Annotated in this window: 17 protein-coding genes and 1 pseudogene; 16 read left to right on the plus strand and 2 right to left on the minus strand. The window is 27.7% G+C overall.

Translation table 11 applies throughout. The annotated features are described in order from the left end of the window. The first annotated feature begins 63 nt into the window (after positions 1–63). Positions 64–948 carry a DUF4351 domain-containing protein gene (locus tag CKV72_RS01755; RefSeq protein WP_095177301.1) on the plus strand — a complete coding sequence of 295 codons (885 nt, stop codon included), beginning with the start codon at positions 64–66 and terminating at the stop codon, positions 946–948. 188 nt (positions 949–1,136) lie between these two features. Here the strand turns inward: CKV72_RS01755 and CKV72_RS01760 are convergent. Next, a pseudogene (locus tag CKV72_RS01760) lies at positions 1,137–1,630 on the minus strand (transposase family protein); the annotation flags it as partial. A 340-nt stretch (positions 1,631–1,970) separates the two neighbouring features. Here CKV72_RS01760 and CKV72_RS01765 point away from each other — a divergent pair. The 6 genes from CKV72_RS01765 (at position 1,971) to CKV72_RS01790 (ending at position 7,900) form a co-directional block, all read left to right on the plus strand. Further along, entirely contained in the window at positions 1,971–2,810 is an 840-nt protein-coding gene (locus CKV72_RS01765; protein WP_096636469.1) for a hypothetical protein, read from the plus strand. 126 nt (positions 2,811–2,936) lie between these two features. Next, positions 2,937–3,152 (plus strand): hypothetical protein, encoded by a 216-nt coding sequence (locus CKV72_RS01770; RefSeq protein ID WP_207652118.1) that lies wholly within the window; start codon positions 2,937–2,939, stop codon positions 3,150–3,152. Positions 3,153–3,514: 362 nt separating this feature from the next. Beyond that, the gene (locus tag CKV72_RS01775) at positions 3,515–4,222 is read left to right on the plus strand and encodes a response regulator transcription factor (RefSeq protein WP_095177305.1); all 708 of its coding nucleotides are present in this window, start codon (positions 3,515–3,517) and stop codon (positions 4,220–4,222) included. Then, positions 4,212–5,135, plus strand: coding sequence for a HAMP domain-containing protein (locus CKV72_RS01780; protein ID WP_095177306.1), 924 nt, complete (start codon positions 4,212–4,214; stop codon positions 5,133–5,135). The genes CKV72_RS01775 and CKV72_RS01780 overlap by 11 nt, the downstream gene beginning before the upstream one ends. A gap of 376 nt (positions 5,136–5,511) precedes the next feature. Further along, positions 5,512–6,474, plus strand: a complete 963-nt coding sequence (locus CKV72_RS01785) for an ABC transporter substrate-binding protein (RefSeq protein WP_095177307.1) — start codon at positions 5,512–5,514, stop codon at positions 6,472–6,474. Between the two features lie 88 nt (positions 6,475–6,562). Beyond that, a complete protein-coding gene (locus CKV72_RS01790) occupies positions 6,563–7,900 on the plus strand; it encodes a transglutaminase domain-containing protein (RefSeq protein ID WP_157726516.1) in 1,338 nt (445 codons plus the stop codon). Positions 7,901–8,024: 124 nt separating this feature from the next. Here the strand turns inward: CKV72_RS01790 and CKV72_RS01795 are convergent, their stop codons facing one another. Further along, positions 8,025–8,450 (minus strand): DUF2935 domain-containing protein, encoded by a 426-nt coding sequence (locus CKV72_RS01795; RefSeq protein ID WP_157726517.1) that lies wholly within the window; start codon positions 8,448–8,450, stop codon positions 8,025–8,027. 817 nt (positions 8,451–9,267) lie between these two features. Here CKV72_RS01795 and CKV72_RS01800 point away from each other — a divergent pair. The 9 genes from CKV72_RS01800 to CKV72_RS01840 all read left to right on the plus strand — a co-directional run bounded on the left by CKV72_RS01800 (position 9,268) and on the right by CKV72_RS01840 (position 19,122). Further along, positions 9,268–9,633 (plus strand): hypothetical protein, encoded by a 366-nt coding sequence (locus CKV72_RS01800; protein ID WP_095177308.1) that lies wholly within the window; start codon positions 9,268–9,270, stop codon positions 9,631–9,633. A 224-nt stretch (positions 9,634–9,857) separates the two neighbouring features. Continuing rightward, positions 9,858–11,171, plus strand: a complete 1,314-nt coding sequence (locus CKV72_RS01805; protein WP_089866773.1) for an acetyl-CoA hydrolase/transferase family protein — start codon at positions 9,858–9,860, stop codon at positions 11,169–11,171. 188 nt (positions 11,172–11,359) lie between these two features. Next, positions 11,360–11,809 (plus strand): MarR family winged helix-turn-helix transcriptional regulator, encoded by a 450-nt coding sequence (locus CKV72_RS01810; protein ID WP_096636146.1) that lies wholly within the window; start codon positions 11,360–11,362, stop codon positions 11,807–11,809. Between the two features lie 3 nt (positions 11,810–11,812). After that, a complete protein-coding gene (locus CKV72_RS01815) occupies positions 11,813–13,126 on the plus strand; it encodes an efflux RND transporter periplasmic adaptor subunit (protein ID WP_095177310.1) in 1,314 nt (437 codons plus the stop codon). 14 nt (positions 13,127–13,140) lie between these two features. Continuing rightward, the gene (locus CKV72_RS01820) at positions 13,141–13,857 is read left to right on the plus strand and encodes an ABC transporter ATP-binding protein (RefSeq protein WP_089866781.1); all 717 of its coding nucleotides are present in this window, start codon (positions 13,141–13,143) and stop codon (positions 13,855–13,857) included. Beyond that, the gene (locus tag CKV72_RS01825) at positions 13,854–15,065 is read left to right on the plus strand and encodes an ABC transporter permease (RefSeq protein ID WP_095177311.1); all 1,212 of its coding nucleotides are present in this window, start codon (positions 13,854–13,856) and stop codon (positions 15,063–15,065) included. The genes CKV72_RS01820 and CKV72_RS01825 overlap by 4 nt, the downstream gene beginning before the upstream one ends. 15 nt (positions 15,066–15,080) lie before the next feature. Then, a complete protein-coding gene (locus CKV72_RS01830; protein WP_089866786.1) occupies positions 15,081–16,331 on the plus strand; it encodes a TolC family protein in 1,251 nt (416 codons plus the stop codon). 11 nt (positions 16,332–16,342) lie between these two features. Continuing rightward, positions 16,343–17,539 (plus strand): TolC family protein, encoded by a 1,197-nt coding sequence (locus CKV72_RS01835; RefSeq protein WP_095177312.1) that lies wholly within the window; start codon positions 16,343–16,345, stop codon positions 17,537–17,539. A 92-nt stretch (positions 17,540–17,631) separates the two neighbouring features. Continuing rightward, positions 17,632–19,122 carry a cell wall-binding repeat-containing protein gene (locus tag CKV72_RS01840; protein ID WP_095177313.1) on the plus strand — a complete coding sequence of 497 codons (1,491 nt, stop codon included), beginning with the start codon at positions 17,632–17,634 and terminating at the stop codon, positions 19,120–19,122. Positions 19,123–19,258: the final 136 nt, after the last annotated feature.

The following is a 19,258-nucleotide window of genomic DNA, read 5'->3' on the forward strand; positions in this document are numbered from 1 at the left end:
AAAGATTATTGAATAAGGTGGGTTTGTGGTATAATGGTATTAAAGTGGAGGTGGTGTATACAAATGTCTTATGAAACAAGGCCACAAACCTATGATGAAACGATTAGAGTATTAGGGAAAAAGGATTATAGAGGAATTGCTGAGTTCGTTTTACCAGTTGTAAAAGAAGCTGATGAAATATCTCTTGAACATGCAAAGCTATCTATACCTGATATGATAGAAATGGATTTTTTAGCAAAAGTTAATATAAATGAAGAGAGTTTTATTCTTCACATAGAATTTGAATCTGCATATAAAAGTAATACAGAAATGCTAAAAAGAATGCTTAAATATTATACTTATATAAAATGGCATAATGACTTGCCAATATATCAAGTGCTTGTAGTATTAAAGAAACCAGAGAATGTAAAGAATATTCAAGGAAGCTTTGAGAGCACAGTTCAAGATTTAGATATTTTGAAATATAATTATAAGGTGATTAAAGCATATGAGATAGATAAAAGTGAAATACTAAAAGAAGGAAAAGTTGTACTGTATCCACTTAGGGTATTTATGAAGCATGATGAAATAGATGAGGAAAAGCATATAGAAGAATGTTTAGAGGAAGTAGAAAAATTAGAAGATAAAGATTATTATTTTCTAACAGTGGAGTGCATAAAAAAACTTTACAAAGAAAGCAAGTATGAAAAGTATGTAAAGGAGGAGATATTAATGCAGTCATCACTATACAGAGAGCCCTATGAAAAAGGGATAAAAGAAGGCGAATTAAAAGGAAGAAGAGAAGAAAAAATAGAAACAACTATAAGATTACTAACCAAAAAATTTGGAACTATGCCAGAGGAAGTAAAAGAGGCTATATCTAAATTGGATTTAGTAACCTTAGAGCTTATGATTGACGAAATTTTTGAATATAAGAGTTTGGATGATATTAAAAAATATATCCAGTAACAAAATCATTAGAAAACCTTAGTAAATAATAAGCTTATAAAACCTATCAGTATGCATAATGATACTCATTATATGAATGAAGACTAATTTAGGCGTATAAGAAGGCTCTGAACTCTTTGATTTAAGTGGGGTTCAGGGTTTTTCCTTATACATGAAAATAGGTATTTTGGATTGTCAACACTTTTTTATTCATTTCCTCTATCAGTATGGAATACCTTTATCTTAGTTAAATTTATTTTAGAGTTTAAAAAGGCTTCATACACAAGTTCTGCATCTTTATTAGGACCTGCTGAATATCCTACTATTTCTCTATTAAAGAGGTTGATTAATAAGCATATATAATGCCACTTTCTATTTACATTAACATATGTAAGATCACTTACTACTATCTCCAAATCACTTCTATTATCAAATTCTCTATTTACTATATTTTCTACTTCATCATTGTTACAGCTTGACTTATGAACCTTAAACTGCTTTACAGTGTAATTAGAAACTAATCTATATTTGTCCATAATTTGTCTTATTTTTCTTCTTGATGCTAATATATTTTGCTTTTTCAATTCTATTTTCGTGCCATTATCAGCGCTGCTTGCTTTAAAATATCATTTTCCATCAATAATTGTTTATTTTCCTTACGGAGACGTATTAGCTCATTTTCTTCTTCGGTACGATTATCTTTGTGCTAAAGGCTACTAGTTTAAAGTGATGACTTATAATTAAATTAAAACGGATCCACTTTTAATACATAAAATTGACCCATCAAAAAATAAATAATTTATATCTAAAAGACTATTGGATAAATTATATATTATCTAATAGTCTCTATTTTTTATTTTACTGAAAAAGTATATAAAATTATACTACATGAAAAATTTTAACTGTATAATTTGAATTATACAGTTAATAGTAATATAATTTAATAGTAGAAAAGTTAGGACATGGTATTGATATATATCAATAAGCATTAAAACGTAAAATCTCAAAAATATGAATTAAATAAAGAAGTGAGGTAAATGTATATGAAAAAGAAATTAGCTTTATTGTTAGCAATAGTTATGGCAGGAGGAATAGTTTTTTCCACTCAGTTTGTAGGAAAGAAAGGCAGCAAAAGTGTTGTAGCAGATACAAAAAAAGAAGAGAAGAAAAATGTTAAGTTTTCTGTAAGATACGCTTTTGCAGATGTGGACATGGATCAAATAATTCAAGAAAAAGATCCAAAAGATGATGATCAAAATGCAGATTATCTATTTGTAAAATTTACATCACCCTTAGATAGAAGAAAAAAAGATAGTAATTTAGGTAATATAAAAAATTTTAAATTAGATAATAAAGAGCTTCCTAAAGGGACAGAAATGCTTATGAATGATGATATTAAGGATATGCTTATTATAAAGCTTCCTCAAGGATATTTAAAAGGCCAAAATTCTGGACATGTTTTAGAAATATCTAAGGATTTAGTTAATGGAGAAAATAAAATTACAGGAGATTTAAAGTTAAATTTACCTTATAGTGAGCCTATTAAATCTGATAATAAGAAATCAGAGAGCAGTAAAACTTCTTCAAATGATAATAATGATAAAAGTAATAATAGTAGTGCAGATAATAAAACAAATAATACAGATGCATTGCCAAAGTATACTGTAGAGGTTGGTAAGGGAATACCTTTTACTACAGTTGTATTAGTAAAACTACAGACACCTAAGGTTGAAGAATATAAGGTATCAATAGATAATGTAGAACTAAAAATAAAGGAAAATGCTAAAAAAGAAAAAGTATTTGTAGGCTCTGTAAAAAAAGATTACAGCTATGATGAAGTTATGTCTAAATTAAAAATAGAAAAAAAGATCTCAAAGAAGTAATGTTGTAAAGATAAGCTTAGATAAATTAGAAAATGAAATAATAAATAAAGGTTTAGTTGCTGAAGATAATTGCTGGATATATTATGCTAATGGGATCTGATGATTATAAACTATATAAAGTAAAAATTGATGGTAGGATTTACAAAACCTATAAATATAACTTTTAATAAATCTATAGTAAGTGGAGATAATTTTTCACATATAGAATTAAGGGATGCAAATGGAAATAAGTTTAATATTAATACAACAGAAACATTCAACAAACGTGTAAATGTAGAAAAAAATAAGATATGGCACAAAAAAGATAGTCATTTTGACTATCTTTTTTGTGATTTATTATAATAATATATTTAAATGGTCAAGAATATTTAAATATCATTATAATAAATCAATAGATGTTATTAATAATACATTTTTAAAATCAATCCATGAGGGAGGATTGATTTGCATAAACATATTATAAAATAAACATACATTAGAATCATTATGAGATTGTAGGTAATATATGAATATATTACCTATGATGGTAGTATATAAATAATTTTTGAACAAAATCTAACAGTACCCCTTATTTATCTCATAGAAAACTAATCTATTTTAGGATTGATTTTTTATACAACAATTCACAAGATTAATAGTCTCTACAGTAATTATACTAAATGTGATAAAATATAATTATTATTATGTCGAATTGGAGGGATTATATGAAGATACTGGTTGTAGATGATGAAAAAAGTATAATAAATCTCATAAGAATAAATTTAGCTTTAGAGGGCTATAAAGTATTAGAAGCATTAAATGGGAAGGATGCTATAAGTATTTTTAAAAAAGAAGAGCCTGATTTAGTTTTATTAGATATAATGCTTCCGGACTTAGATGGATATGAAGTTTTAAAAGAGTTACAAAATATAGATGCAAGTAAACCAATTATATTTTTGACAGCCAAAAATCAAATGAATAGTAAATTATTAGGTTTGCAATTAGGAGCAGAAGACTATATTACCAAACCTTTTGACAATAGAGAGCTTGTATTAAGAATAAGGACTATATATAGGAGAATAAATAGATACAAGATAAGTCAGAAGTATGAAATAGATTTAGACCATAACGTTTTACAACATGCTAATATAAAAGTATTAAAAAATGAGAGAAAAGTATTTATTGAAAATGCAGAAATTAGACTTACTTATAAGGAATTTAATATGTTATCACTTATGATGAAAAACTATGGTAGAGTTTTTACTAGAGAAGAGTTATTGGAAAAAGTATGGGGATATGATTTTTATGGAAATTCTAGAGCAGTGGATATTTTAATAACTAGATTGAGAGATAAAATGGGAAATTATAAGGCATATATTCAAACGGTATATGGAGTAGGGTATAAGTTTGAGGTAGATAGTAATGAGGATTAGTATAAGAAATAAAATAATATTAATGAACACCATAATATTAATACCTATGATAATTGTAATATATATAGCTACAATAAAAATATTATATTTAAATTTAATTAAGAAGTCTGTGGAATATTTAAAAAGCGAGAGTTACAATAGTCAAATTTATGTAATGGATTACATAAAAAGAGAAAGTGATTTTAAACCTAATGATGTGATAAAAAATATGGGACCTTTTATAGCACAATATATAGCCAATAATTTAAAATGTACAACTCAAATATATAATAATAATTTAGATTTATTAGGGGAATCAGAAGATAGTGAAGGTATAAATTATAATGAAGATGTTGTTGCAGCAGTAAACGGAAATAAGTGTTATAAAATATATAAAAATTTTCAAAAGAGATATATTTTGTTTTCTAGTCCTATTTATTCAGGAGATGAATCTATAGGATGTATAAGATACATATACGATTTAGAGGAAGATATGTTAGTAGTAAAAAAGACAATATATAGCGTGTTTTTAGTAATAATAAGTTTAACAGCATTAAGCTTGATATTAAATAATATATTATCAAAAGAAATTTTATCTCCTATAATAAAACTAAAAAAAGCTTCCTATAATTTAAAAAATGGTATATTTGATAAGAAAATAGAAATAGACACCAATGATGAACTATATGAGTTAGGAGAAACCTTTAACGAAATGTCTGAAAACCTAGAAGTATATATAAAGACATTAAAAGAAGAAAAGGAAAAGCAGTATAGATTTTTTAACAATGCAACTCATCAATTAAAAACTCCATTGACTTCAATAATAGGATATTCTGATTTAATACAGAGAATATCAAATAATAAAGAAGGTAATATGATAGAAGTATTTATTAATGCAGATAAGAGTATGGCACATCTTATAGTAGACAAATAAATTAAATATCACTTGACACAGTCTAGTTAGGATGATATACTAATCTACAATATTTATAAAATTCTTGGGAGGAAATAATTATGGAAAAACTATTAGCTCTAAAAGTTAATGTAGTCTTTAATAGCCAATTTAGATAGGGTTTGTATCTTTTAATTTAACATGGATACAAACCCCCCAATTCATGCAAAGTTAGTGCAATTGAATGGTTTGTATCTGTGTTGGCTAGGACAAGTTTTTCTGTAATATGTATAGAAAGCCACATAGATAATCTATGTGGCTTATTCGTTTTTTAGATATAAATTTATATTTTTAAAAGCCACATAGGTAATATGTGGCTTTTTTATATAAGAATATAAATTATAAGGAGATGTTTATTATGAAAAAATTAATAACAATAATATTATTAACAGTCAGCATTTTAACCCTAACAGCTTGTGGAAATACTACAAAAAAAGACAAAGTTTTAAATATAGGAATAAATCAAATAGTAGAATATGTAGCCTTAGATGATAATAGAGAAGGATTTATAAAAGCACTAGAAGAAGCAGGATATAAAGACGGAGATAATATAAAAATAGATTATAAAAATGCTCAAGGAGATATAGGGGTATCACAAAGCATAGCTCAAAAATTTGTTTCGGATAAAAAGGATTTGGTTTTTGCCATAGGAACACCAGCAGCTCAAAGTGTATTTAATGCAACAAAAGAAACCCCTATAATAATTAGTGCAGTTACTGATCCAATAGAAGCAGGACTTGCTGATTCTTTAGAAAAACCAGGGAAAAATGTATCAGGAACTTTAGATTATCTACCTGTGGAAAATCAGTTGAAATTATTAAAGGATCTTGTACCAAAAGCAAAGAAAATAGGATTTATATACAACACCAGCGAAGTTAATTCAGAAGTACAATTAAATGAATTAAAAAAGGTTGCAAAGGATTATGAAATTATTACAACAGGGGTAACTAGTACTAATGAAGTAAATAATGCCATAGTTAATTTAGTAAACAAAATAGACGTTTTATATGTGCCAACAGATCAATTAGTAGTATCATCTATGCCTATAATAGTAAAACATACACTAGATGCTAAAATACCTATAATTGCAGCAGAAAAGGGAAGTGTAGAATCAGGAGCGTTGGGAACAGTGGGCATTGATTACTATCAATTAGGTTATGAAGCAGGTAAAATGGCAGTAGCAGTATTAAAAGGAGAAGATATTTCTAAAATGCCAATAAAAATGCCAAGTAAAACAGAAATATATATAAATAAAAATACATTAGAAAAACTAGGTATTAATAAATCCAATTTAGATAATGTGAAATATATAGAAAAATAGATAAATAAAACTTTTTTTATTAACTGACATGATATATAGTAAATATAGGAATATATTTCAAGTGATTTTCGGGAGGGGTCAGATTAGTATGAAAAAGTTATTTAGAGGATTTTTAACTATTGTTTTCTTAACTTTATCCTTAAACACTTGCTATGCTATGGATGCTAACAATAAACAGTATGTTAATAAAAATATTTCCGTAGTTAATAACTTATATAATTCTTTAGATAATCAAAACAGCAATTTTAATTTTGCTATTGAAAATTCTAAGAAAGCATCATCATTACAACAACTTAAATCTTTATTAAAAACTTCAATGGAAAATAGAGAACCTAGTATAGTGATAAATTATAGGGGGATGGACTGCTATAATGGAAATAATGTTGATATTCATAAAATAAAAGATATTATAGAAAAAACACTAGATGAAGATCATTATCTAAAATATTCAATAAAAGAATACAACATTAAAGTATCAGGATATTATGGTGATATAATCATTAAATTTGATTTTCAGTATTTGACTACAAAGAACCAGGAAGAATATGTAGACAGAAAAGTTGAAAGTATATTATCTGAAATAATAACTGATGATATGAATGATTATGCAAAAGAAAAGGCTATACATGACTATATAGTAAGAAATGTCCAATATGATACATCCCTACAAGAGCACAGTGCCTATTCAGCACTAGCAAAAGGGAAAGCAGTTTGCCAAGGATATTCGCTATTAATGCTTAAAATGTTACAAAAGGTAGGAATTAAAAGTATAATTGTAGAGAGTATACCTATGAATCATGCTTGGAATATGGTGTATATAGATAATAAATGGTATCATGTGGATGTTACGTGGGATGAACAGGTTTCAGATTTGCCAAATAGAATTGCCTATGACTATTATAACTTAACAGATGATGAAATAAGTCAAAATATTAAAGGAAATAGGCATATATGGGATATGGAAGAATACCCATCAGCTATTCATCCATATGATTCAAGTTTACTTAAAAAAGAGTTTGCAAATATAAAATTAAAAATATCAAATAATATAATGTTTAATATAAAATTAAACAAAAAAGTAGATATTAAAAAAGTTGATTTATTTGATAAAGATAAACTTTTAGAATCTACAAATAATGTTAATGGTAATACTGTTACTATGGACTACAAAGGTGATTTAGAAGAAAAACCATATAAATTAAAAATTACATTAGCAGATGGAACAACTTGCTTTTCTAGTGTTACAATATACCCTACATCTGAAGTTATAGAAATAGATAATAAAAATAAGCTTGTAAAAGTAAAAGCTTTAATTGATGGACAACTTTCTATTAATGGTAAATTAAGTGGTAAAGTTAAAAAAGGTGAAATACTAACTGTTTATAAAGATCAAACATTAGTAGTTGTACCTTCTATGAGTAAATAAAATATAATAAAGGAGCTGTTGCACTAAGGAATTTACATACAATATGTTGATTTGCAAATTTAAAATTAGCACAATATATTGCAATGTTTATTATTAGTGCAGCAGCTCCTTTTCTATAAGTTTATTAAAGTTGTCTATACAACTGTGTGAATAATTGGTACATAAACTTTTGCTCATGGTGTATATGATGCAGAAGTGTTTGCCAAACTTTATCTTCTTTTCCGTACTCCATAATATTACATAGAAGATTTAAAAAGTACATATCGTATTGGAAAAACTCATGGATAATTTTTTTAATTTCCATTATCACATAAGGATTAGCAGGACCATGAGAAAAACATCTCTTTTTAAGATCTTCTGTTTTTTTGTTAAGCTTTGAAAAATCAGAATTCACTTTTTTAAGTCCATCTAATAATTTTTTAGGCAATTTTTTATCAGTAAGTTTAGCTACCGTTTCTATAAATATTGGGTGTTCACTGGATATATCTGTCCATAGTAGTAATTCATTAAAAACGCAATTTAAATTTGTGGCTAAAGTATAACAGAACAATAGTATCCTCCTATAAACATTGTACATAAATATTATATTCTATAAGCTGCTAATTGGTTACAATATAAAAATTTTGTGACGCAAAATTTTTACAGAGGACAATTGACAGAGGACAGAGGACAATGAAGGATGATTTTCTTCCTTACGTCAGAAAATCTTTAATCTTATTAGTTATAATTGAAAATGGAGAATGGAAAGTGGAAAATGATTGACAACTTTTCTCCATTAACATTACGAAAAGTTTTTAATTTTATAAGATCTTTAGGTTTAGCTAAAGCTAAACCTTTGAAATTTTTATTGATGGCTCGTTTAAGCTTTGCTAAACATCGCTTTAGCTCATATAAAAGTTCATATAATCAAAGATTTTTTGTAACAAAGTGAAAAAAATCCTCAATAATTATTCATTGTTCCCTGTTCATTATTCATTAATCAACGGCAGCCTATCGGCTTGCGACACAGTCGCTAGATTAATAGCAAGTAATTAAAATAAATTATTATATAAATATTAATTTATCTTAAATCTCATCAAGTTTCATAAAATTAAAATTTTTTCGTAATGACAATGAAGAAAAAATATCTATCATTTTCAATTTTCAACTTTCAATTTTCAATTATATTATAAAATTAAAGATTTTCTGTAGCAAAGCGGAGGAAAATCTTCCTTCATTGTCCTATGTCAATTGTCCTATGTCCTCTGTTAAAAAAATTACTTCGTAATTTTTTTATATTGCGAATTTTATTTAGCAATATATATCCAGTTGAGGTACATATATTTAGATGATATAATATTATTACTAAATTTCGGGTGGTGAAATTTTTGGATAAAGAAATAAAAGAAATGTTTCAGATAATATTAGAAAAACTAGATGGTATGGATAGAAGACAAGACGGTATGGATCAAAAGTTAACATCTATAGAAAAAAGACAGGATAGCATGGATCAAAAACTAGTATCTATAGAAAAAAGACAGGACGGTATGGATAAAAGGTTAATATCCATAGAAAAAAGACAAGATGAAATCTTTGTAATTCAAAGGGCATTGGAAGAGAATATTATGGTGACTAGAGCAGAGCAAGATAAAATGATGCATATGGTAGCGGACATACAGGGAAAAGCTACAAGATTAACATCTGAAGTAGAAGAACATGATGAAGTTATAAAGCAGATTAAAGCAATAAAATGAAAAAAGGCACAGTAATAGTGTCTTTTTTTATTTTATTTATGTATAATAATATATGAATAAATGTTAAAAAAATAACATGAATATTCTGGATTTTATTAGGAAAATGGTATAAAATATATAGTATAAGCATGTATTTTTAAGTAATAGAAAGGAAGTGTGATGAGAATAGGTATAGTTTAATCATTAATTGATTAAAATTTAACAATTAAATAGGGGGAATTGGAATGGATTGGGAAGAAATTTATAAAAGTAAGGTAGTATCACCAAAGGAAGCTATTTTAAAGTTAAAATCTGAAAATCATGTAGCAGTAGGGCACGCTGCCAGTGAACCAAGACTTTTAATGAAAGCTTTAGTTGAAAACAAAGAAAACTTTAGAAATTTAAAGCTTTACCAAATGATAGCTTTAGGCAAAAGTGAATATGCTAAAAAGGGTATGGAAAAGCATTTTAGTTATAATTCTCTTTTTGTGGGGGGTGGCACTAGAGACGCTGTAAAAGATGGAAGAGCGGATTATATTCCTTGTTTTTTTTCAAAAATACCAAGACTTTTTAAAGAAAACTATATTAAACTAGATGCAGCCTTAATACAGGTAACTCCTCCAGATGAACATGGATTTTGTAGTTTTGGAGTTTCTTCTGACTATATAAAGCCTGCTTCTGAGTGTGCAAAACTTGTTATTGCTGAGGTAAACGATAGAATGCCAAGAACTTTAGGGGATAATTTTATACATGTTAGTGATATAGACTATATAGTTGAAAATTCTCAAGATATAATAGAACTAAAACCTCCTAAAATAGGGAAAATAGAAAGAGCTATAGGAGAAAACTGTGCTTCTCTTATAAATGATGGTGATGTTTTACAATTAGGCATAGGTGCAATTCCAGATGCTGTACTTTTATTTTTAAAGGATAAAAAAGACTTAGGCATACACTCAGAGATGATTTCTGATGGAGTTGTGGAATTAGTAGAAGCAGGAGTAATAAATAATAAGAAAAAGACTTTGCATAAAGGCAAGATAATTGTTAGTTTCTTAATGGGCACAAAAAAATTATATAACTTTGTGGATAATAATCCTATGGTAAGAATGTATCCTGTGGATTATGTTAATGATCCTGTAGTTATCAGTAAAAATGACAACATGGTTTCTATAAATTCTTGCATTCAAATAGATCTTATGGGACAAATAGATGCAGAAACCATAGGTTTTACACAAATAAGCGGAGTTGGTGGACAAATAGATTTTATAAGAGGGACAGCTCTTAGTAAAAATGGAAGATCTATAATAGCAATACCTTCAACTGTAGGCAATGGAAAAATATCTAAAATAGTTCCTTTGTTAGATAAGGGAGCAGCAGTAACTACTACAAGAAATGAAGTGGATTATGTAGTTACTGAATACGGTATTGCAAGACTTAGAGGTAAAAATTTAAGGGATAGGGCTCGTGAGCTTATTAAAATAGCTCATCCTGATTTTAGAGAAGATTTAAAATTAGAGTATGAAAATAGATTTAAAGAAGAATTTAAAATGATAGTATAAAGGCTAGAGAGTAGCATTTAAATACTGCTGATAAATATATTTGTCAGCAGTATATTTTTTTAAAAAATTATTAAGATTGAATTAATGTAAACTTATAGAATATTTTAATAAGCTATGGTAAAATTATTTCATATATGAAACAATTGCTGTTTAATATAAATAAAATACATAATAAAGAAGGGATACATATGGATGACAAAAAGCTTTTTGAATTACTAAAGGACATAACAAATCTTTCTAAACTTATAAATAGACGTTTAAGTGCTAAGTTAGATGTGAAAAAAATAAGCCCATATCCTGTAATTATATTAAATCAATTAGATATAAGTAAGCCTACAACTTTAACGGATATAAGAGAAAGATTAGGAATACCTAATAGTACTATATCCACAGTTGTGGATAAGCTTTTAGAAAAAGAGTTAGTAAGAAAGGAAAAGGATGCAACTGATAAAAGAAGGACTTTCCTTTATCTTACAGAAAAAGCTTGTGAAGAAGAAAAAAAAATAATAAAACAGCATGTTGAAGTATTTAAGGAAATCTTATGTAAAGCTACAGAGGACGATTTAAATACTTTGATTGATGCCACCAAACTTTTTATTAAATTAATTGAGGAAAATGATAAGGGGGACGAAGTGTAAATTATGAAGAAAAAATTTAAACTAAATAAAAAAGCTTTAATATTTGGAACAATAGGTATAGTTGTATTGTTAATAGCATTTTCAACAATAAGAGGTAAAAAAGATAATCTAACACAGGTAACTGTGGATAGTGTATCTAAAAAGAATTTAAGTAAAGTTGCTACAGCTACAGGAAATGTAGAGGCTAATTATAGAAATGATATAGTTTTGAATCCATCTTTAAAAGTTGTTAAAGTAAACTTTAAAGAAGGACAAATGGTTAAAAAAGATGATATATTAGTTGAATTAGATTCTAAAGATTTACAAATTCAACTAGAAAAAGCAGAATTAAATTTAAAAAATGCAAATGATACACTAGCGCAACTTCAAGGAGCAGAGGTAGAAAATCAAAAGAAAACAGCATCAAATTCTTTAGTACAAGCAAAACTTAGTTTAGATAATGCCAAAAATACATATGAGGATTTATCAAAAAAACTATCACAAAATAAGAAATTGTTTGAAGGAGGATATATTTCTCAAAATGAATACGATGCATCTGTAAAAGCTACTAGGGAAGCTGAAAATGGGGTTAAAAATGCAGAAGCTGCACTTAAAAATGCAGAAAATAGTTTATCAGCAATAGATATATCTACAAATAATAAAATAACAGCCCAAAGAAATCAAATTGCAATGATTCAATCAGACATAAAATCTATAAAGGATAAAATAGAAGATTGTCATATAAAGGCAAATGTTAGTGGAAAAATAGTTAGAATGGATGCAAAAGAAGGTCAAAATCCTGCAAATGGAGATATGATAATTATAGATGATGTTTCAAAATATAAAGTTACTGCAGATATAAATCAATACGATGCTGTTGATATTAAAAAAGGACAAAAGGTAAATATAAAGCTTAAAGGTGTAGAAAAAGAATATAAAGGAAAAATAGAAGAAGTAGGAGAAGTAGCAGAAAAGAAAATGGCTCAATCAGGAGCAAGTATGAATGAAGAAAATAAATTGAATATAAAGGTAAACATAGACAAGCCTGATAATAAGGTGAAAGCAGGTTATGAAGCGGATTTAGAAATTATATTAAAGGAAAAAAATGGTTCTTTAGCTATAGGTTTTGATGCCATAAGACAGGATAAAAAGGGTGGTAAAAAGTATATTTATGTAGTGGATAATGGCAATGTAGTAAAGAAAAAAGAAGTAAAAACAGGATTAGAAACAGAATATGACGTAGAAATTTTAAGTGGATTAAAAGAAGGAGAAAAGTATGTTGTAAATCCTCCAGAAAATTTAAAAGATGGAGAAAAGATAAAGCTTGCAGTTGAATAGCAGGGGGTGAAAAAGTGATTATAAAACTTGAAGATATTGAAAAAGTCTATGATACAGGAGCCATTAAGTTAAAAGCACTAAATAAAATAAATTTGGCCATTGATGAGAGAGAATTTGTAGCTATAATGGGTGCTTCAGGATCTGGAAAATCCACTATGATGAATATATTAGGTTGTTTAGATAGTATAACATCTGGAAAATATTATTTAGACGGTGTGGATATTTCCTCACTAGATAGCAATGAATTAGCTGAAATAAGAAATAAGAAAATAGGATTTGTATTTCAAGCCTTTAATTTACTTCCAAAACTTACTTCTATAGCTAATGTAGAATTGCCTATGATGTATGCAGGAGTACCCAAAGAAGAAAGAAAAATTAGAGCACAAAAAGCATTAGAAAGAGTGGGACTTAAGGATAGAATATACCACAAACCTACAGAATTATCTGGAGGACAAAAACAAAGAGTTGCTATAGCAAGAGCTTTAGTAAATGACCCTTCTATACTTTTAGCAGATGAACCTACTGGGAACTTAGATAGTAAATCTACAGTTGAAATTATGGGTATTTTTCAAGAGTTAAACAACGAAGGAGTTACAATTGTTATGGTTACCCACGAGGATGATGTGGCCATGCATACTAAAAGAGCAGTGGTTTTTAAAGATGGAAATATAATTTCTGATAAGCTAATAAGTGAAAGCGAAAGAATAATAGTTGGGAGGCAGAAAATATGAATATATTAGAAAGTTTTCAGTCTGCCTTGCAGAGTGTAAGGTCAAATAAATTAAGATCTTTTCTTACCATGTTAGGAATAATTATTGGTATATCCTCTGTAATTACTATAGTTTCCATAGGGGACGGGACTAAGGAATTTATAACAGGAGAGTTTGAAAATATAGGAACTAATCTTATAAATATTAAGATGAGTTCAGCTCCAGATATAACTATAGAAAAAAGAGATTATTTTACTTTAGATGATATTAAACTTCTAAAAAATAAAATACCAGAGGTGCAATATGCCACACCTGAACTTAGTGGATTTGGTAAAGTTAAAGTGGAGAATAAATATAAACAAGCAAGTATAATAGCAACTAACGAAGATTCTCTGAAGGTTTATAATTTAAAAATAATAAAGGGAAGATTCTTAAATGAAAATGATGTTGAAGGAAGAAAAAATGTTGTAACAATAGACAATACTACGGCTAAAGAATTGTTTAAAAGAGAAGACGTAGTAGGAGAAAAAGTAAAATTAAATATTGGAGATAGAAATATAGATTTAAATATAATAGGGGTTTATGAAGATCCAAGGGCAAGTGTAGGGGACACTTTTGGAGGTAATATGCCAGGCTTTATAATAATGCCAGTAACTATAGCAGATAGATTGTTAAGGGATACGGATATAAGTGGAATTTCTGTTATGTTATCTGATATGAACAATGCGGATCAAATATCTAATAAAATGGTAAGGCTTATTGAAAACAAACATAAAAATAGAGATAAATATACAGCAGAAAAAGGATTTAAAGAATTAGAAAGTATAAATAAAGTATTAGGGGTAATAACTACGGTTTTAGGAGCAATAGCGGCAATTTCTCTTTTAGTTGGAGGAATAGGTGTTATGAATATAATGCTTGTTTCCGTTACTGAAAGAACTAGAGAAATAGGTATAAGAAAGGCTATAGGAGCCAAAACTCGGGATATAAGGTTACAATTTTTAATGGAATCTATAATACTTTGTCTAATTGGTGGAACTATTGGAACTGTACTTGGTATATTAGTAGGAAAATTTGCTGGAGGCCTTATAAATATACAAATTGTAGTATCTTTAAAGGTTATATTAACAGCTTTTGGATTTTCTTCAGCAGTGGGCATATTCTTTGGATTTTATCCAGCAAATCAAGCTGCAGAGTTAAATCCAATTGATGCTCTAAGATATGAATAAAGAGGAGGAAAATACATGAAAAGAAAAATTATATTAAGCCTCTTAATTATTTCTACTATATGTTTTTTTCAAAAAACGCAAAGCAACATAGTAAGAGCTGAAGAAAATAATCAAGGACAAGTTCTTGATATAGATGTTTTAGTGGAAAAAGCTGTAGAAAATTCTATAGAAGTTAAAAATAGAAAAAGCACCATAGAAATTTTAGAAAATGGATTTCAAGATAATATAAATGCATCAAATTCATTGGATAGACGATTAGAAGAAAATGAACGATTTAAAAAACTTCAAAATAAAAGTGAGAGAACAGATGAGGAACAAAGGGAATATGAAGGGTACCAAAGAATTTATGGAGCGCCAATAACAGATGATTATGAACTTTTCCAAATACTTCAATCCTCTAATAATTTAATTGCCTTATCTGAGTTTGAGATATTTCAAAATAAGAATGCATTAGAAGTAGATAAAAATTCTGTAAGGCAAAAAGTTTATGAAGGATATGAAAAATTTTTAATGGAAATGGATAAACTAAAACTTGCAGAAGATAAATATAAAAATGCAGAAGATGAATATAAAAAAGCTGAGATATCTTATAAAAATGGTGCTATTTCAAAAACAGAATATACAGGTAAACAAGCTGAATATTTGAAAGAAAAAGGCGAATTCTCAAAAGTAGAAAGGGAATTTCAAAAATATAATATGGAATTTAATAAGTTATTAGGACAGCCACTAGATAAAAAATATTCTAACTATAAAAAAGATCTTACTTTAGATAAATCCACGTTAAAATCTCAAGATGAGTATATAAAAGAAGCTTTGGAAAATAGAATTGAAATAAAAAATGGCAAAGAAAATATATTAGTAAGAAGATTTGAAGGTGGTGCAGCAAAGGGAGTTTTTTCTGATGAACATCATAGGGAGAGAAAGCTTGCAGAGCAAAAAATAGAAAATGCGGAAGATGAATTAGAACTTAAAAAATTAGACATAAAAATGGAAATAAATTTACTATACAATGATTTTGAAATAAAACTTGTAAGATTAAAAAATTTAGAAGAAGGCTATAAACAAGCAAAAAAAGAATACAATGAAGCATACAAAAGATATAGTTTAGGAATGTTAAGTAGATTAGATTTTAATAGAAAAAACGCAGAGTTTATAGAAAATAGCATGGACTATAAAAAAGCAGAAAGAGAAGCTTATATTGCTAAACTTAAATTAGAATTTGCTTCTTCTCAAGGAACAGATTCAACGAAGGTATTTTATCAATAAGGGGGATAAAGATGGAAAAAAGAAAGATAATAGCTTTAGCTTTGACAGCATTTTTATGTACAAGTTCCTCTACAGGAGTTTTTGCTATGGAAAATGCTGAAAATAATTCCCGGGAAATAGAGAATAAAGAAGAAACTAAGATTATAACTATAATTGGAAAAGAAAATGAAGAAGAATTAAAATTAAATATAAATGAAGTTATGGAAAAGGTCGAAAAAGACAATATGGAATTAAAACTTATGGAGGGTAAAGAAAAACTTTTAAACAGACTTTACGATAGAGATTTAACTTTATCTCAGAGTATAGACAATGATAGAGATATTTCTATAAATTATAATAATGTATCTTTTAGAAAACAACAGTTACTAAATTTTAAACAATCAGCTTTAAATGTAAAATCTGCTAGAAAAGATAGAGAAGATAAGATAAAAGAAATAAAAAGAGAATTAGAAAGAAGCTATTTAAATGTCTTAAATAGTAGAAGAGACATAAAAAATACAGAAGAAACTTTAAAAAATTTGGATATGCAAATAGAAAAAATGCAAAGATACATAGATGCAGGAAAGACAAGTCCTACTTCTATAGAGCCTTTAAAAGTGCAAAAAACTCAATTAAAATCCTCTCTTAATTTTCCAAAGCTTCAAGAGCAGGAATCGCTTTTAAAGATAAAACAGTATTTAGGATTAGATCAAAGTAAAAATATTAAGCTAAACTTAGAATATGCCAATAAGGAATTTAAATTGTATAATCCAGAAAATATAGATAAAATCATAAATGACAGTGTTGAGAAAAATTTTGGACTATATAAAATGAAAGAACAATTAGAGTTTTTGAAAGAGGAAAGACGTATTTATGAGAAATATGGAAGAAACACAGAGGTAGAATCCACTAATACAGATATTAGAATAAAGGATATGGAAAACTCCATAGAAGACTATAAATTAAATTTAAGAGTGAATTTTTGGTCAGCTTATTATAATCTAAAGAGTAAAGAAGAAGCGGTAGATGTAGCAAAAGCTAATTTACAACACTCAAAAATGAAATATGAAGAAACAAAATATAGATTTGAACAAGGATTGGAAGACAAAGTTGAATTGGACTCAAAAGAATTGGATTTTGAAAAAAAGAAAATAGAAGAAGAAAAAGCAGTAAATGAGTATATGATTACTGTGCAAAGTTTTAAAGATACATTGGAAATAGAAGAATAAACATATAAGGGGCTATTTATAGCCTCTTTATTATTTTTACATATAATGATATACTTATTAACAGAATTTACTTATATTCAGGAGGAAAAATTATGAAAAATAGTAAAAAAGCAATTATATCTATTTTAATAACTAGCTTTATATTTGCACCATCAATAACAGGAATTTCAAAAGTAGGAGCAAAGGCAGAAGTTGTTAGAATGTCAGGAGCCAATAGATTTATTACAGCTCAAAACGTAGCAAAACAAAGCTTTGGACAAACTGGGAATGTAATATTAGTTAATGGGCTTGGCTATGCAGATGCAGTAAGTGCAGCGCCCCTTGCTAAAATATTAAAAGCACCTATTTTACTTACAGATGCTTCTAAAAAGCCTTCTGTAGATCTATTAGAAACTTTAAGCAAATTAGGAACTAAGAAGGTTTATATAATAGGTGGAGAAGGTGTTGTAACTAAAACTTTACAAGAAGAATTAGCTAAAACTTATGCAGTGGAAAGAATAGCAGGAAATGCAAAGGATGGAAGATATGGCACCAATGCAGAAGTGGCTAAAAGAGTTATAGAAAAAACAGGTGCTAAAGGTGCAATATTAGTAAGTGCACAAGGTTATGCAGATGCACTATCAGTAGCATCAATAGCTGCAACTAAAGGACAACCTGTAATTTTTGCTAATAAAGAAGAAATGCCAAAGGTAGTAAAAAATATTGCATCAAATCTTGAAGTAAAAGCTGTAGGAGGAGAAGGAGTTCTTCCCTATAGAGTTTTACAAACTGTAAATGCAGAGAGAATTGCTAAGGGACAAGATAGATTTGAAACTAACCTAAAAGTTCTAGATTATTATAAAGAGGATTTAAATTTTTCTAATATATATGTAGCAGCAGGTGGAGATGATAGCAAATATAAATTTGCGGATGCATTGGTAGCCTCTGCTGTAGCAGGAAAGGATGGAGCACCTTTAGTTTTAAATGGTCTTGGAACAAATACTGAAAATAGAAAACTTGCCAATGAATATATAAAAGATAATATGACAAAGGATGTGAAAGTTACAATAGTTGGTGGAGGAGCTTCCATAGATGCCTTTATTGAAAGTGAACTTATGGGTAAAGCTCAAATCTTAAATTTAGGAGTAGAGGATTCTAAAGAGGACTTAAAAGAAGATGAGGACAAAATAAAAGAGAATAACAAGGAACAAGTTACAGATGGCAATAAAGATGGAGAAGACAAGAATAAAGAAGATAACAAGATTGTAGAAGATAAAACAGATAAAGAAGAGGTAAAACAAGGATTTATAGGAGTTTCAAAAATAGAAGCTTCAGGATTAAAAGAAATAAAAGTGGTATTCGATGAAAAGGTAACAAAATCTAGTGCAGAAACATCTATATACTATGAAATAGATGGAAAAGATTTAACTTATGATGAATGTAATATAAAATTATTAGATGATGAAAAAACTGTAATAATAACCTTTAAAGAGGAATTTAAAAAAGATACTAAAAAAAGATTTAAAGTAAAAGAAGGATATATACAAGCAAAAAACACTGGATATCCAGCTCAAGAAAAAGAAGTAGAGTTAACATTTAATTAACATAAAACAAGGAGTCGTAGATACTTTAGTATATAGGCTCCTTGTTTATTAAGTTAAGATAAAATCAATAAGACAATGAATAAATTCTTTCATTATTAACAATAAATTTAAAAATAATCTGTTGACTTTAATAGTA

Origin of the sequence: Clostridium cochlearium (genome assembly GCF_900187165.1) — a bacterium.
GTDB lineage: Bacteria > Bacillota > Clostridia > Clostridiales > Clostridiaceae > Clostridium_G > Clostridium_G cochlearium.

Bases quoted from the DNA above. Each gene is read 5' to 3' on its own strand.
- CKV72_RS01755 (WP_095177301.1), top strand. From the start codon at position 64: ATGTCTTATGAAACAAGGCCACAAACCTATGATGAAACGATTAGAGTA.
- CKV72_RS01765 (WP_096636469.1), top strand. From the start codon at position 1,971: ATGAAAAAGAAATTAGCTTTATTGTTAGCAATAGTTATGGCAGGAGGA.
- CKV72_RS01775 (WP_095177305.1), top strand. From the start codon at position 3,515: ATGAAGATACTGGTTGTAGATGATGAAAAAAGTATAATAAATCTCATA.
- CKV72_RS01780 (WP_095177306.1), top strand. From the start codon at position 4,212: ATGAGGATTAGTATAAGAAATAAAATAATATTAATGAACACCATAATA.
- CKV72_RS01785 (WP_095177307.1), top strand. From the start codon at position 5,512: ATGAAAAAATTAATAACAATAATATTATTAACAGTCAGCATTTTAACC.
- CKV72_RS01790 (WP_157726516.1), top strand. From the start codon at position 6,563: ATGAAAAAGTTATTTAGAGGATTTTTAACTATTGTTTTCTTAACTTTA.
- CKV72_RS01805 (WP_089866773.1), top strand. From the start codon at position 9,858: ATGGATTGGGAAGAAATTTATAAAAGTAAGGTAGTATCACCAAAGGAA.
- CKV72_RS01810 (WP_096636146.1), top strand. From the start codon at position 11,360: ATGGATGACAAAAAGCTTTTTGAATTACTAAAGGACATAACAAATCTT.
- CKV72_RS01815 (WP_095177310.1), top strand. From the start codon at position 11,813: ATGAAGAAAAAATTTAAACTAAATAAAAAAGCTTTAATATTTGGAACA.
- CKV72_RS01825 (WP_095177311.1), top strand. From the start codon at position 13,854: ATGAATATATTAGAAAGTTTTCAGTCTGCCTTGCAGAGTGTAAGGTCA.
- CKV72_RS01830 (WP_089866786.1), top strand. From the start codon at position 15,081: ATGAAAAGAAAAATTATATTAAGCCTCTTAATTATTTCTACTATATGT.
- CKV72_RS01835 (WP_095177312.1), top strand. From the start codon at position 16,343: ATGGAAAAAAGAAAGATAATAGCTTTAGCTTTGACAGCATTTTTATGT.
- CKV72_RS01840 (WP_095177313.1), top strand. From the start codon at position 17,632: ATGAAAAATAGTAAAAAAGCAATTATATCTATTTTAATAACTAGCTTT.